The organism is Gordonia sp. B8661-1 (genome assembly GCF_059427765.1).
In genome coordinates this window covers 1-13,235 of the sequence record NZ_JCAHRL010000009.1, presented here as the reverse complement: position 1 = coordinate 13,235, position 13,235 = coordinate 1, and the positions used below count along the sequence as shown (strand labels likewise).

Here is a 13,235-nt window from a genome sequence, read left to right as displayed (position 1 = left end):
CCGGGGAGGGTCAGTCCTGCTTGCGGCGGAAGCCGAAACGCATGGCCTCACGGGGCACCGCGGCGACCGCGTTCAGCGGTATGCCCGCGGGGCAGACATCCGCGCACTCACCGAAGGTCGAGCACGGCCCGAAGTCCTGTTCCATCTGCCCGGTGATCGCCCGGGCACGTTTGCCCCGTTCGGATTTGCCGTAGACGGTGTCCGCCAGATGCAGCAGTTTGGCGCCGGCGAACAGATGGGCGGCGCCGTTGGGGCAGGCCGCCACGCATGCGCCGCACCCGATGCAGGCCGCGTAGTCGAGGGCGGTCTCGCTCTCCTCATGCGGTGTGATGGTGGTGTCGGCGTCGGCGGCCTGCCCGGCGTCGATCGAGACGTAGCCGCCCGCCTCGATCACCCGGTCGAGCGCGGATCGGTCGACGACCAGATCCCTAACCACCGGAAAGGAACCGGCACGCAACGGTTCCAGTCGCAGCACGGCGGTCTCCGGGAAATAGCGCAGATGCTGCAGACACGACGGGGTGTTGGGGATGGGGCCGTGCGGCCTGCCGTTCACCATCATCCCGCAGGTCCCGCAGATGCCCTCGCGGCAGTCCGAGTCGAACGCCACCGGATCGGTGCCCTGTTCGACGAGTTGTGCGTTCAGCCGGTCGAGCACCTCCAGCAGTGACATCTCCGGGGTGATCTCGTCCACCACATAGGTTTCGAAATGTCCCTCGGCGTCGTGATCGGGCTGGCGCCAGGCCTCGATGGTGATCCTCATGCGTGCCGACCCCTCACTTGTAGTTTCGTGTCTGCAGCGGAACCGTGTTGAAGGTCAACGGTTCCTGGTGCCGGATCTGCCGTCCGTCGGGTGTCGTCTCCCAGGCGGACACGAAGGCGAAATTGTCGTCGTCGCGCAACGCCTCTCCGCCCTCGGTCTGGTGTTCGGAGCGGAAATGCGCACCCGCGGACTCGTCCCGGTCGAGGGCGTCGATGGCCATGAGTTCGGCGAGCTCCAGGAAATCGGCCACGCGCCCGGCCTTTTCGAGCTCCTGGTTGAACGAGTCGCCGGTACCCAGCACCCGGAGGTCCGACCAGAATTCGTCGGTGAGGATGCGGATGTCCCCGATCGCCTCGGTCAGCGATTCGATGCTGCGGGACACACCCACGCCCCGGTAGAGGATGTCGCCGAGTTTGCGGTGGAACTGTTCCGGACTCTGCGTGCCCTTGATGGAGAGCAGTCTGTCGACGCGGTCACGAACCTGTGCGGCGGTTTCGGTCACCGCCGGATCATCCTGGGCGAGTACGGGTTCGCCGAGATAGCCGGCCAGGTAGTTCGGCAGTGAGTAGGGGAGGGTGAACCAGCCGTCCACGCAGGCGGACAGGAGGGAATTGGCGCCCAGACGATTGGCCCCGTGGTAGGTCCAGCTGACCTCGCCGCCGACGAACAGGCCGGGGACCGACGTCATCTGGTCGTAGTCCGACCACAGGCCGCCCATCGTGAAATGTGCTGCGGGCGCGATCCGCATCGGCACCTTGTACGGGTCTTCGCCGGTGGAATCGTGATACATCTTGAACAAATTGCCGTAGCGCTCGCTGATGACGTTCTCGCCCAGGCGTTTCAGGGCATCCTTGAAGTCGAGGTACACGCTGTTGTGCAGCGGTCCGACGCCATGGCCGCTCTCGATCTGCTCGCGCGCCGCCCGTGATGCGACGTCGCGGGGCGTCAGGTTGCCGAACGTCGGGTACTTGCGTTCCAGATAGTAATCCCGCTCGTCCTCCGGGATCTGGTCCGGCGAGCGCTCGTCGCCAGCCTTCTTCGGCACCCAGATGCGGCCGTCGTTGCGCAGCGACTCGCTCATCAGCGTCGTCTTGCTCTGCCACGGTGCGCTGACGGGCAGCGCGGTCGGATGGAATTGCACGAACGACGGCGACGCGATGAGCGCACCCCGTCGATGCGCCCGCCACGATGCGGTCGCGTTGCTGTAGCGGGCCAACGTCGATTGGTAATAGACCGAGCCGTAGCCTCCCGTCGCCAGCACCACGACATGTGCGGTCTGCGCAGAGATCTCGCCGGTGATGAGGTCACGGGCGATGATGCCCTGCGCGCGCCCGTCGGCGACGATCAGGTCGAGCATCTCCTGACGCGTGTGGAGTTTGACGGTGCCCCGTGCCACCTGCCGCAGCAGTGCCTGTGACGCGGCGATCTGCAACTGCTGCCCGGTTTGTCCGCGGGTGTAATAGGTGCGCGAAACCTGCACCCCGCCGAAGCTGCGCGTCGCGAGCGCCCCGCCGTATTCGCGGGCGAACGGAGCACCGATTCCGTTGAGGTGATTGATGACCCGGATGGATTCTTCGGCGAGCCGGTAGGCGTCCACCTCGCGTCCACGGAAGTCGCCGCCCTTGACGGTGTCGACGACGAACCGGTGAATCGAGTCGTTGTCGACTTTTCGGGCACGTGCCGAGTTGATGCCGCCCTGCGCTGCCACGCTGTGTGCGCGGCGCGGTGCGTCGTGGAAGGTGAAGGAGTGCACGTTGTAGCCGAGTTCGCCGAGTGCGGCGGCGCAGCCCGCGCCGGCGAGTCCGGTGCCGACGACGATGATGTCGAATTTCCGGCGGTTGAGCGGTCCGACGAGCTTGTACTCGTTGCGTCGCCGCTGCCAGGCCGTCGCCGGGTCGCCGTCGGGGGCGCCGTCGGAGAGATCGCCTCCGAGGAAACGCAGGGCTTCGAGGTCGAGTGGGACCACGTTCGTCATGTCAGTCCACCAATCCGGTGAGCACGGCCACGGGGATGCTGATATTGCCGACCATCACGACGATGGCGACGAGGAAGGCGAGCACCGCACCGGCCCGGCGGAGCCGTTTGCCGGTGGCGCCGAGATCGTTGACCACACTCCACAATCCGTGCACGAGGTGGATGGCCAGCAGAACCATGACCACGATGTAGAAGGTGGCGACCGGCCAGCGCTGGAAGCTGTCCACCAGGTTGTGATAGGCGTGTGATCCCTGCTCGGTGGTGGCCTTGAAGTCGTCGGCGGCAACCGGTTTCGTGCCGGTCGTGAGGTCGAGGACGTGAAAGACGATGAACACCAACAGGATCACGCCGGTGTACGGCATCAGCGTGGCAGGTAGTCGCCGCCAGCTCATGCCCTTCCGGCGGAAGCGGCCCTTGGCGCGACGCGACCGGACGATCAGCATGATCGAGGCGCCGATGTGCCCGATCAGGCACAGCAGCAGCACGACCCGCAGCACCCACAGGGTGCCCTCGTAAGGCATCAGTGGTTCGAGCAGCGTACGCAACCAATGTGCGTACGCATCGAAATGTCCGGCGCCCGTATAGATTTTCAGGTTGCCGATCATGTGGACCAGGACATACAGCGCGAAGACCGTCCCGGTGAGGGCCATGACGAGCTTGAGTGTGAGGTTGGACGGCCGTGGCGGTGGCGTGGGTGTCGCGGTGACGTCGGCACGCGGAGCGGGTACCGGCCCGCGGTCCTGCGGACGTGACTCCGGACGAGGTGGTACGACCGTGCTCATATCGGACCTTTCCCGGTCGGCGACAGTGAGGAACCGAGTAGGAGAGCGAGCGGGGGCTGCCGCTGTGTCCGAGCGTATTGCCTCGGGGCGACCTTGTCGCGCGATCCGGCGGATGTATGAACGTGCCCGTCTTACGGGAGCCGAACAAAGCGCCGGCTCACAGAATTTTCACCTCACAGCATCGCCGACCGGATTATCCGGTTCGTGTGCCCGAGCGGGGAAGTTTTTGTGAGCGCTCAGCCCGTGCAGGCATCCGCCGGTACTTGTCGCAGCGCTTCGGTGACCAGAACGGGCCCGCCGCGAGGTGAGCGCTCCAGGTTAGCGGCGGTCGGGACGATGTCATCCGAGTGAGCGACAACGGAGACCTGTCGGGTGAAACGCGGCTCCGCGAAGCCAAGGAGGGGGACCGACGATCGGGGCGTCATCGAGGCGGTCGGCGGTCGATTTGAATCCGCATCGCCGCTGGTGCATACTTGTCGGGTTGCCTTGACCGGCGGACGCAGGTTGCCCTGCGGCCACCACGAGGTGAATGACTCCCAGGCCCCGGATTCTCCGGCCAGGGCGTGTAACGCGTGCGCCGGATTCGGTTCACGGACACGACACGCCCGACCGCGGGTGCCGGAGCAACCAGGCTCGATCAACGAATCGAGCCTACGTACAACGATAGATGAACAGCGTCGATCCCCGAATCTCACACGGGTGGTCATGTGGCCGGCGGCAATTCGCGCCGGGCCCGTTCTGCGGGTGTAACGGTCACGCGGTGTTCGTCTGTCAAGAACAACTGACGGAAGAGGACACAGCGTGGCGGGACAGAAGATCCGCATCAGGCTCAAGGCCTATGACCACGAGGCGATCGACGCTTCGGCGCGCAAGATCGTGGAAACCGTGACCCGCACCGGGGCACGCGTGGTCGGCCCGGTGCCGTTGCCCACCGAGAAGAACGTCTACTGCGTCATCCGTTCGCCGCATAAGTACAAGGACAGCCGCGAACACTTCGAGATGCGCACCCACAAACGGCTCATCGACATCCTCGACCCGACCCCGAAGACGGTCGACGCGCTGATGCGTATCGATCTGCCGGCGAGCGTCGACGTCAACATCCAGTAGGCGAGGGCGAGGAACAATCATGAGCAATCAGAGCGCGACCAAGGGCATCCTGGGCACCAAGCTCGGCATGACCCAGGTCTTCGACGAGAACAACCGGGTCGTCCCGGTGACCGTCATCCAGGCCGGTCCGAATGTCATCACCCAGCTCCGTACCGCTGAGAAGGACGGCTACACCGCCGTGCAGCTCGCCTACGGTGCGATCGATCCCCGCAAGGTGACCAAGCCGGTCGCCGGCCAGTTCTCCAAGGCCGGTGTCTCCCCGCGTCGTCACCTCGCGGAGATCCGCGTCGCCGACGTCTCCGAACTGGAGATCGGCCAGGAGCTGACCGCCGAGATCTTCGAGAACGGCACCAAGGTCGACGTCACCGGCACCTCCAAGGGCAAGGGCTTCGCGGGCGTCATGAAGCGCCACGGCTTCGCCGGTCTGGGCGCCAGCCACGGCGCGCACCGCGTCCACCGTGCGCCCGGCTCGATCGGTGGCTGTGCCACCCCGGGCCGTGTCTTCAAGGGCATGCGGATGGCCGGTCGTATGGGTAACGACACCGTGACCACACAGAACCTGACCGTGCACAAGGTCGATCCCGAAGCCGGTCTGCTGTTGATCAAGGGCGCGATCCCCGGCCGCAAGGGCGGCATCGTGGTGATCCGCGACGCAGTGAAGGGTGGTGCAACCAAGTGAGCACCGAAACGACAACCAAGCTGACGCTGGACGTCAAAACCGCCGACGGCAAGACCAACGGAACCGTTGACCTGCCGGCCGAGTTGTTCGACGCCCCCGCGAACATCGCGCTGATGCACCAGGTCGTGGTGGCCCAGCAGGCCGCCGCACGCCAGGGCACCCACGCGACCAAGACCCGCGGTGAGGTCAGCGGTGGCGGCGCCAAGCCGTACCGCCAGAAGGGCACCGGTCGCGCCCGTCAGGGTTCGACCCGCGCACCGCAGTTCGCCGGCGGTGGCACCGTCCACGGCCCGCAGCCGCGCGACTACAGCCAGCGCACCCCGAAGAAGATGAAGGCCGCCGCCCTGCGCGGAGCCCTCTCCGACCGGGCACGCAACGAGCGTATCCACGTGATCACCGAACTCGTTGCGGGACAGGCGCCGTCGACCAAGTCGGCACGCCAGTTCCTGGAGGCGCTGAGCGACCGTCGCAAGTTCCTGGTGGTGCTCGGCCGTGAGGACGACACCGCATGGAAGAGCGTCGCGAACCTGCAGAACGTCCTGCCGATCGCGCCGGATCAGCTCAACACCTACGACGTCCTGGATGCGGACGAGGTGGTGTTCAGCGTCGAGACGCTCAACGCGTTCATCGAGCAGAACAAAAAGGAGGCCTGAGCATGGCTACGCAGGCTGACCCGCGTGACATCATCCTGGCACCGGTGATCTCCGAGAAGTCCTACGGACTGATCGAGGACAACGTGTACACCTTCCTGGTGCACCCGGACTCGAACAAGACCCAGATCAAGATCGCGGTCGAGAAGATCTTCGACGTCACGGTGACCAGCGTCAACACCGCCAACCGGCAGGGCAAGCGCAAGCGCACCCGCTTCGGCTACGGCCAGCGGAAGTCCACCAAGCGCGCGATCGTGACGCTCTCCGCAGACAGCAAGCCCATCGAGATCTTCGGAGGACCGGTCGGCTGACCGGGACTCGCGAACAAGAGGGACTGAGAACTCATGGCTATTCGTAAGTACAAGCCGACCACCCCGGGCCGTCGCGGCTCGAGCGGTTCGGACTTCGCCGAGGTCACCCGTGACCATCCGGAGAAGTCGCTGGTTCGTCCGCTGCACGGCCGTGGTGGCCGAAATGCGCACGGCCGCATCACGACCCGTCACAAGGGTGGTGGCCACAAGCGTGCCTACCGTCTGATCGACTTCCGTCGTAACGACAAGGACGGCATCAACGCCAAGGTCGCACACATCGAGTACGACCCGAACCGCACCGCGCGGATCGCGTTGCTGCACTACGTCGATGGCGAGAAGCGCTACATCATCGCGCCCAAGGGTCTGAACCAGGGCGCCGTGGTGGAGAGCGGCCCGACCGCCGACATTAAGCCCGGCAACAACCTGCCGCTGCGTAACATCCCGACCGGTACCCAGGTGCACGCCGTGGAGCTGCGTCCGGGTGGCGGCGCCAAGATGGCCCGCAGCGCGGGTGCCTCGATCCAGCTGCTGGGCAAGGAAGGGCCGTACGCGACCCTGCGTATGCCCTCCGGTGAGATCCGTCGTGTCGACGTGCGCTGCCGCGCCACCGTCGGCGAGGTCGGCAACGCCGAGCAGTCGAACATCAACTGGGGCAAGGCCGGCCGCATGCGCTGGAAGGGCAAGCGCCCCACGGTTCGTGGTGTCGTGATGAACCCGGTCGACCACCCGCACGGTGGCGGCGAGGGCAAGACCTCGGGTGGTCGCCACCCGGTCAGCCCGTGGGGTCAGCCGGAAGGCCGTACCCGCAAGAACAAGCCCAGCGACAAGCTGATCGTCCGCCGCCGTCGTACCGGCAAGAACAAGCGATAATAGGAGGAGGTAAAAAATGCCACGCAGCCTGAAGAAGGGCCCGTTCGTCGACGACCACCTCCTGAAGAAGGTGGATGTGCAGAACGAGAAGGGCACCAAGCAGGTCATCAAGACCTGGTCGCGCCGCTCGACCATCATCCCCGACTTCATCGGACACACCTTTGCCGTCCACGACGGACGCAAGCACGTGCCGGTGTTCATCTCGGACAACATGGTCGGTCACAAGCTGGGAGAGTTCGCCCCCACCCGTACCTTCAAGGGTCACATCAAGGATGACCGGAAAGCGAAGCGCCGCTAATGACTACGCAGACCGATAATCCGACCGCCAAGGCGACCGCGAAGTTCGTTCGCGTCACGCCGATGAAGGCACGCCGCGTGCTCGACCTGATCCGCGGCAAGAATGTGGACGAAGCCCTCGACGTCCTGCGGTTCGCCCCGCAGAGCGCGTCCGAGCCGGTGTACAAGGTCCTCGCCAGCGCAGTCGCGAACGCGGAGAACAACCTGGGTCTGGATCGCCGGACCCTGGTCGTGCAGACCGCATTCGCCGACGAGGGCCCGACGCTCAAGCGGTTCCAGCCGCGAGCACAGGGTCGTGCGTTCCGCATCCGCAAGCGCACCAGCCACATCACTGTCGTGGTCGAGAGCCTTCCGGAGAAGGCGACCGCGGGCCGTGGTCGTTCGCGTCAGCCGAAGAAGAAGGGAGCCTGACAGTGGGCCAGAAAATCAACCCGCACGGTTTCCGTCTGGGCATCACCACCGACTGGAAGTCGCGCTGGTACGCCGACAAGCAGTACGCGGACTACGTCAAGGAAGATGTGGCCATCCGCAAGCTCCTCTCGCAGGGGCTGGAGCGCGCCGGCATCGCCAAGGTGGAGATCGAGCGCACCCGTGACCGGGTTCGCGTCGACATCCACACCGCTCGTCCGGGCATCGTCATCGGCCGCCGCGGCGCCGAGGCCGACCGGATCCGTGGCGATCTGGAGAAGCTGACCGGCAAGCAGGTGCAGCTCAACATCCTCGAGGTGAAGAACGCGGAGTCCGAGGCCCAGCTGGTGGCCCAGGGCGTTGCCGAGCAGCTGAGCAACCGTGTGGCGTTCCGCCGCGCGATGCGCAAGGCGATCCAGTCGGCGATGCGTCAGCCGAACGTGAAGGGCATCCGGGTCCAGTGCTCGGGTCGTCTGGGCGGCGCAGAGATGAGCCGCAGTGAGTTCTACCGCGAAGGTCGGGTGCCGCTGCACACGCTGCGTGCCGACATCGACTACGGACTCTACGAAGCCAAGACCACCTTCGGCCGTATCGGCGTGAAGGTGTGGATCTACAAGGGCGACATCGTCGGTGGCAAGCGTGAGCTCAGTGCAGCCGCGCCGGCTTCCGAGGACCGTCGTCCGCGCCGGCCCAGCCGGCCGCGTCGCAGCGGTGCCTCGGGCACCACCGCCACGAGCACCGAAGCGGGTCGTGCCGCCGAGGCTCCGGCGGAGGCGACCGCGGCTGCCGGTGCGGCGACCGAGAAGCAGGAGGGCTGATTCATGCTGATCCCCCGTCGGGTCAAGCACCGCAAGCAGCATCACCCGAGCCTGAAGGGTCAGGCCAAAGGCGGCACCAAGGTGACGTTCGGTGATTTCGGCATCCAGGCTCTTGAGGGTGCTTACATCACCAACCGTCAGATCGAGTCCGCTCGTATCGCCATCAACCGGCACATCAAGCGTGGCGGCAAGGTGTGGATCAACATCTTCCCGGACCGTCCGCTGACGAAGAAGCCCGCCGAGACCCGCATGGGTTCCGGTAAGGGTTCGCCGGAGTGGTGGGTCGCCCCGGTCAAGCCGGGTCGGGTGCTGTTCGAGATGACCTACCCCAATGAGGAGATTGCTCGCGAGGCCCTGCGTCGCGCGCAGCACAAGCTCCCGATCAAGACCCGGATCGTGACCAGAGAGGAGCAGTTCTGATGGGACTCGGAGTTGCTGCGAACGAGCTGCGTGAGCTCAACGACACCGATCTGGTCGATCGCCTCAAGGAGTCGAAGGAAGAGCTGTTCAACCTTCGTTTCCAGATGGCCACCGGCCAGCTCGACAACAATCGTCGTCTGCGGACGGTGCGTCGCGAGATCGCGCGTATCTACACCGTGATGCGTGAGCGTGAGCTGGGCCTGGCGTCCGGACCGGACGGTGATGACGCATGAGCGAGGACAATGTGACCCAGACGAAGGACGCCGAGGTGCGTAACAGCCGCAAGGAGCGGATCGGTTACGTGGTCTCGGACAAGATGCAGAAGACCATCGTGGTCGAGCTGGAAGATCGTACGCGGCATCCGCTGTACGGCAAGATCATCCGGACCACGAGCAAGGTCAAGGCGCACGACGAGGCGGAGACCGCCGGCATCGGCGACCGCGTGCGGATCATGGAGACCCGTCCGCTGTCGGCGACCAAGCGGTGGCGTCTGGTCGAGGTGCTGGAGAAGGCCAAGTAGGCCCCACTCCACACGGAGATCTCACACAGTGGCCCGTTCCCCTTGGGGGGCGGGCCACTGTGCTGTCTGCAGAGGTTGCACTTCGACGCGCGTACCGCGTCGAAGTGCGACCTTTGTGCCGGTCGGCGGTGTGTCAGGTGCCGCAATCCCTGCCCCCGGCAGCTATCCGGGTGACAATCGAGGCTGCTCATGACGACCCTCGACCGTTTCCTGCCGACCGGCCTGCGTCCCTTCCGGGGCGGCGGGCGGACCGCACTTGCCGCGGAGACATCGGATGTGGAGCGCGTGCAGCGTGCCGGTGCACTGTTCTTCGGCTTCGGCTCGATCGCCCTGGTGGTGCTGTCGATACCGGTGATGCTGGCGAAGTGGGAGCTCACGGCCGCCTGGTGGCCGCCGGTCAGCGCGGTGATGCTCCTGGTGCCACCGATCCTGATGGTCGTCGGAGTGTTGCGACGGAAGACCGGGTGGCTGCGTCCGCTGGCCGCGATGAATGCGATCGCCTATCCGCTCGCGGTGGCGCTGTGGCTGCCCGCAGCGACCGGGGTGGTGCCGGCCGAGGCGTCCCGGTGGACGTTGTGGATGCTGCAGTTCCCGATGGTGCCCAGCCTGTTGCTGGTCGTGGCCCGGTGCCCGCGCTGGGCAGTGGTGTCGTTCGTGTTGACCGTCGTACCCGCGTATGTCGTGAACCAGTTGGCGATCACCGGTTTCGAGGATTTCCTGCCGCAGTCCAGCATGTTGCTGACGCTCGCGATGTCGGTGCTGTTCCTGGTCATCACGATGGTCACCGTGCGCACCGCGGAGTTGCTCGACGCGACGCGTGCCGAAGCCATCACCGTCGGTGCCGCGAGTGCGGCGGCGGTGGCGCGCGAAGCGGAACGCACCAGATTCGCCGCACTCATCCACGACAAGGTGATCGCCTCGCTGCTGGCGGTGGAGGCCGGCCGCACGGATCCCCGGCTCATCCGGCAGGCCGATATGGCGCTCGCCGAACTCGACCAACTGGACTCTCCGGCGCCGGGCACGCAGCCCTGCCCCGGAGTTGTCGACGATGCGGCGGTGGGCGAGCTGATACGGAGCCGGGCCATTGCGGTCGCCGGTGGGTTGCGTCTGCGGGTCTCGATACGCAGTCAGGCAGGGGAGGAGCCCGTGTACCCGGAGCTCGTCGTGGACACCGTGTGCGCCGCGATGGATGAGGCCATCCGCAACGTGACGCGACATGCCGGGCCGCGCGCCCACTGCGTGGTGACGGTCGACATGTCCGAGGACGGAATTCGGGTGCTGATCGTCGACGACGGAGACGGATTCGACCCGGCGTCGGTGAGCCCGGAACGGTTCGGACTCCGTGACGGCATCGTCGGCCGTATGGCCGCCCTGGCGGGTGGAACCGCCACGGTGGTGAGCGTGCCGGCCGAAGGCACCACCATCACCCTCATCTGGACGGGTGTGGACCGATGACCCGACCGTCGCGCGACGCAGCCGAGCGCCACGACGTGCCCCTGGACCTCTTCGGTTTTCGTTCACCGACGATCCGCTGGGCGATCATTGTCTTCGCGCTCACGTACGTCGGCGTGACCATCGGAACCGGTATCCACATGCGCTCGGTGATCACCTGGACGGTGCTGCTCGCTGAGTTCGTGGCCTTCGGTGTCGCAGTGACGATGACGCTGGGGCCGGTCGTGCGACGGATCAGCGCGGAGCGGGCGACCGCGGTCGTCGTCATCGTGCTGACCGCGTGCGGTGTGGGCTGGTGGCGCCTGGCCGCCGCCGACGCCGAGGCCCATCAATACACTCCCGCGGTGGCGGCCGCGATCGTGATCCTCAATTTCGTTGCCGTGCGGGGACGTCCGCTGATCGCGGCATTCGGCACGGTGGGGCTCACCGCGGTGGCGGCGATCAACGGTCCCACTCCCGACTGGGATCTGGGCGACGCGTTCGTGTCGACGTTCTCCGGGTACACGGTCGTCGGTCTGGGGACACTCTTCGTGATCATCGTCCGGCCGATGGAGAACCGTATCGAATGGATGCGTACACGTGCCATCGAAGCGGCCGCCGCCGAGGCCGCGGCCGATGCGGGCGCCGCCGAGCGCAATCAGCAGATGCGTGTGCTCGACGCCCGCGCGCGGCCCATTCTGCGGCAGATCGTCGCGGGCCATCGGTTCACGCCCGACGAGGTCGCGCACGTCCGGTTGGTGGAAGCCCAACTGCGCGACGGTATCCGGGCACCCGCCTGGGATGTCGATGAGGTCCGCGACGCCGTGTGGGCAGCTCGCGAGCGTGGTGTCATCGTCATCATGCTCGACGACGGCGCACTCGCGGAGGACGTCTCCGGTGTCCGCGCGGTGCTGGCCGCGCGACTCGTCGACGAACTGTCCGCGATGACGACCGGGCGCCTGACGGCGCGTGTGCTGCCACCGGGACGCGACCTGGTCGCGTCCATCGTCGTCGACGGCGGGCCGGCAATCGGTTCGTGGCGCATCGAATGTGATGTCCGGGGCGGATTCTCGCGCTCGGACGAGGGGGAGGGCATGGTATGGACGGCCGAGCGATGAGTGTCGACGGCACGCTGGTCCGAGGTGCGGGCCCCGCACATCCGGTCAATGCCAAGCCCGGAGTCGGCTTCACATCCGTGCAGCCGTGGGTTGTCGACGTCGCCGCGCAGCCTCTGCGACACATGACGTTCCGGGTGCCGGACACCGGACTGGAAGGACGGTTCGTCGAGGCGGGTGATCGCCTGGAGTACGTCGTGCATCCGGTGTTCGACGCGGCGGAGCCCGATGTCCGTGACTCCTACGCCGGTACGGCGATGGCGCTCGACCTGCGTTTGGACGACGGAACACTGCTGTCCGGCCACGATCCCCACGACCAGCATGGTGTGGCGCTGAATCCGTTGGCGCAGTACGACGCCCGGATGATCGCCGTCGATCAGTGGACTCGTCGTATCGTCGACCTCGACGCCGTCGCCGGACGGCGGGTGTCCGGCGTCGTGATGAGGATCGCCGTGCCGGAACGGATGGCCGGGGATGTATCGGAACGTCGGGTGCGCGGTTATCTCGACACCGTCCGGATACGGCGGCGTCCGTCGAGACCGACCGAACCCATCGACTGGGTGCGCACGACCCGTGGCACGCAGTCCAGTGATCGCTTCTCACGTGGCAACTGCGCACCGCTGGTCGCGCCGCCCCATGGATTCGTTTTCGGCCTGCCGATGACCGATGGCGGTAATCGTGGCTGGCCGTACTCGTATCACGAGGCGAATGACGACGCGAACGTGTCGCACCTCCAGGCGTTCGCGACGTCGCATATCCCCAGTCCATGGATGGGGGATCGCGGTGTGCTGCAATTCTTTCCGAGTCCACTGGCCCATCCGGATCCCGATCGTCGTGCACGAGCACTGCCGTTCTCGCACGACGACGAGGTCGACCGGCCGGACCTGTACGCCGTGCGGCTCGCGGGCGGTCCGGACGAGGGCGGCCTCGATGTCGAGTTGACCGCGGGTACCCGGTCGGTGTGGATGCGCACCCGCTTTCCCGGTGACGTCGGATCGATCGTCTTCGACCAGATTGACGAGGACGTGAACCGCCCCGGGTCTGTCGGAGGCTCTCGAACCTGTGAAGGATGGAGAGCATGGCAGCACCACGC

At 66.2% G+C, this 13,235-nt stretch carries 16 protein-coding genes and 1 pseudogene; 14 read left to right on the top strand and 3 right to left on the bottom strand.

The annotated features are described in order from the left end of the window. Window positions 1-10 precede the first annotated feature (10 nt). Genes AC4JJG_RS17300 through AC4JJG_RS17290 form a run of 3 tightly spaced genes read right to left on the bottom strand, consistent with a single transcriptional unit; the run spans window position 11 to window position 3,516 of the window. Window positions 11-760 carry a succinate dehydrogenase/fumarate reductase iron-sulfur subunit gene (locus AC4JJG_RS17300; protein WP_495401705.1) on the bottom strand — a complete coding sequence of 250 codons (750 nt, stop codon included), beginning with the start codon at window positions 758-760 and terminating at the stop codon, window positions 11-13. A gap of 13 nt (window positions 761-773) precedes the next feature. Next, window positions 774-2,735, bottom strand: a complete 1,962-nt coding sequence (locus AC4JJG_RS17295; protein WP_495401704.1) for a fumarate reductase/succinate dehydrogenase flavoprotein subunit — start codon at window positions 2,733-2,735, stop codon at window positions 774-776. 1 nt (window position 2,736) lies between these two features. Further along, a complete protein-coding gene (locus AC4JJG_RS17290) occupies window positions 2,737-3,516 on the bottom strand; it encodes a succinate dehydrogenase cytochrome b subunit (RefSeq protein WP_495401703.1) in 780 nt (259 codons plus the stop codon). An 801-nt stretch (window positions 3,517-4,317) separates the two neighbouring features. Between AC4JJG_RS17290 and rpsJ the strand changes: the two genes are divergently transcribed. The 14 genes and pseudogenes from rpsJ to AC4JJG_RS17220 all read left to right on the top strand — a co-directional run. Then, window positions 4,318-4,623 carry a 30S ribosomal protein S10 gene (gene rpsJ, locus AC4JJG_RS17285; RefSeq protein WP_003938093.1) on the top strand — a complete coding sequence of 102 codons (306 nt, stop codon included), beginning with the start codon at window positions 4,318-4,320 and terminating at the stop codon, window positions 4,621-4,623. A 19-nt stretch (window positions 4,624-4,642) separates the two neighbouring features. Then, window positions 4,643-5,302, top strand: a complete 660-nt coding sequence (gene rplC, locus AC4JJG_RS17280) for a 50S ribosomal protein L3 (RefSeq protein ID WP_495401702.1) — start codon at window positions 4,643-4,645, stop codon at window positions 5,300-5,302. Beyond that, the gene (rplD, locus tag AC4JJG_RS17275; RefSeq protein ID WP_495401701.1) at window positions 5,299-5,955 is read left to right on the top strand and encodes a 50S ribosomal protein L4; all 657 of its coding nucleotides are present in this window, start codon (window positions 5,299-5,301) and stop codon (window positions 5,953-5,955) included. The genes rplC and rplD overlap by 4 nt, the downstream gene beginning before the upstream one ends. Window positions 5,956-5,957: 2 nt before the next feature. Then, on the top strand, window positions 5,958-6,263 hold the full coding sequence (gene rplW, locus AC4JJG_RS17270) for a 50S ribosomal protein L23 (RefSeq protein WP_495401700.1): 306 nt from the start codon (window positions 5,958-5,960) through the stop codon (window positions 6,261-6,263). 33 nt (window positions 6,264-6,296) lie between these two features. Further along, window positions 6,297-7,133, top strand: coding sequence for a 50S ribosomal protein L2 (gene rplB / locus AC4JJG_RS17265; protein ID WP_495401699.1), 837 nt, complete (start codon window positions 6,297-6,299; stop codon window positions 7,131-7,133). Window positions 7,134-7,149: 16 nt separating this feature from the next. Next, a complete protein-coding gene (rpsS, locus tag AC4JJG_RS17260) occupies window positions 7,150-7,431 on the top strand; it encodes a 30S ribosomal protein S19 (protein WP_348805557.1) in 282 nt (93 codons plus the stop codon). Further along, complete coding sequence (rplV, locus tag AC4JJG_RS17255; RefSeq protein WP_495401698.1) at window positions 7,431-7,841, top strand: 50S ribosomal protein L22; 411 nt, start codon at window positions 7,431-7,433, stop codon at window positions 7,839-7,841. The genes rpsS and rplV overlap by 1 nt, the downstream gene beginning before the upstream one ends. Before the next feature lie 2 nt (window positions 7,842-7,843). Further along, on the top strand, window positions 7,844-8,656 hold the full coding sequence (gene rpsC, locus AC4JJG_RS17250; RefSeq protein ID WP_495401697.1) for a 30S ribosomal protein S3: 813 nt from the start codon (window positions 7,844-7,846) through the stop codon (window positions 8,654-8,656). 3 nt (window positions 8,657-8,659) lie between these two features. Next, a complete protein-coding gene (gene rplP / locus AC4JJG_RS17245) occupies window positions 8,660-9,076 on the top strand; it encodes a 50S ribosomal protein L16 (protein ID WP_495401696.1) in 417 nt (138 codons plus the stop codon). After that, entirely contained in the window at window positions 9,076-9,309 is a 234-nt protein-coding gene (gene rpmC / locus AC4JJG_RS17240; RefSeq protein ID WP_187588471.1) for a 50S ribosomal protein L29, read from the top strand. The genes rplP and rpmC overlap by 1 nt, the downstream gene beginning before the upstream one ends. Next, complete coding sequence (rpsQ, locus tag AC4JJG_RS17235; protein ID WP_495401695.1) at window positions 9,306-9,596, top strand: 30S ribosomal protein S17; 291 nt, start codon at window positions 9,306-9,308, stop codon at window positions 9,594-9,596. Before rpmC ends, rpsQ begins: the two co-directional genes overlap by 4 nt. Before the next feature lie 189 nt (window positions 9,597-9,785). Further along, on the top strand, window positions 9,786-11,051 hold the full coding sequence (locus AC4JJG_RS17230) for a sensor histidine kinase (RefSeq protein ID WP_495401694.1): 1,266 nt from the start codon (window positions 9,786-9,788) through the stop codon (window positions 11,049-11,051). Further along, complete coding sequence (locus AC4JJG_RS17225; protein WP_495401693.1) at window positions 11,048-12,145, top strand: hypothetical protein; 1,098 nt, start codon at window positions 11,048-11,050, stop codon at window positions 12,143-12,145. The genes AC4JJG_RS17230 and AC4JJG_RS17225 overlap by 4 nt, the downstream gene beginning before the upstream one ends. Further along, window positions 12,127-13,235, top strand: a pseudogene (locus AC4JJG_RS17220) (GH92 family glycosyl hydrolase); the annotation flags it as partial. The gene AC4JJG_RS17225 and the pseudogene AC4JJG_RS17220, both read left to right, overlap by 19 nt.

Coding starts and splice junctions, on each gene's coding strand:
- AC4JJG_RS17300 (WP_495401705.1), bottom strand. CDS start 760: ATGAGGATCACCATCGAGGCCTGGCGCCAGCCCGATCACGACGCCGAG.
- AC4JJG_RS17295 (WP_495401704.1), bottom strand. CDS start 2,735: ATGACGAACGTGGTCCCACTCGACCTCGAAGCCCTGCGTTTCCTCGGA.
- AC4JJG_RS17290 (WP_495401703.1), bottom strand. CDS start 3,516: ATGAGCACGGTCGTACCACCTCGTCCGGAGTCACGTCCGCAGGACCGC.
- rplC (WP_495401702.1), top strand. CDS start 4,643: ATGAGCAATCAGAGCGCGACCAAGGGCATCCTGGGCACCAAGCTCGGC.
- rplW (WP_495401700.1), top strand. CDS start 5,958: ATGGCTACGCAGGCTGACCCGCGTGACATCATCCTGGCACCGGTGATC.
- rplB (WP_495401699.1), top strand. CDS start 6,297: ATGGCTATTCGTAAGTACAAGCCGACCACCCCGGGCCGTCGCGGCTCG.
- rpsS (WP_348805557.1), top strand. CDS start 7,150: ATGCCACGCAGCCTGAAGAAGGGCCCGTTCGTCGACGACCACCTCCTG.
- rplV (WP_495401698.1), top strand. CDS start 7,431: ATGACTACGCAGACCGATAATCCGACCGCCAAGGCGACCGCGAAGTTC.
- rplP (WP_495401696.1), top strand. CDS start 8,660: ATGCTGATCCCCCGTCGGGTCAAGCACCGCAAGCAGCATCACCCGAGC.
- rpmC (WP_187588471.1), top strand. CDS start 9,076: ATGGGACTCGGAGTTGCTGCGAACGAGCTGCGTGAGCTCAACGACACC.
- rpsQ (WP_495401695.1), top strand. CDS start 9,306: ATGAGCGAGGACAATGTGACCCAGACGAAGGACGCCGAGGTGCGTAAC.
- AC4JJG_RS17230 (WP_495401694.1), top strand. CDS start 9,786: ATGACGACCCTCGACCGTTTCCTGCCGACCGGCCTGCGTCCCTTCCGG.
- AC4JJG_RS17225 (WP_495401693.1), top strand. CDS start 11,048: ATGACCCGACCGTCGCGCGACGCAGCCGAGCGCCACGACGTGCCCCTG.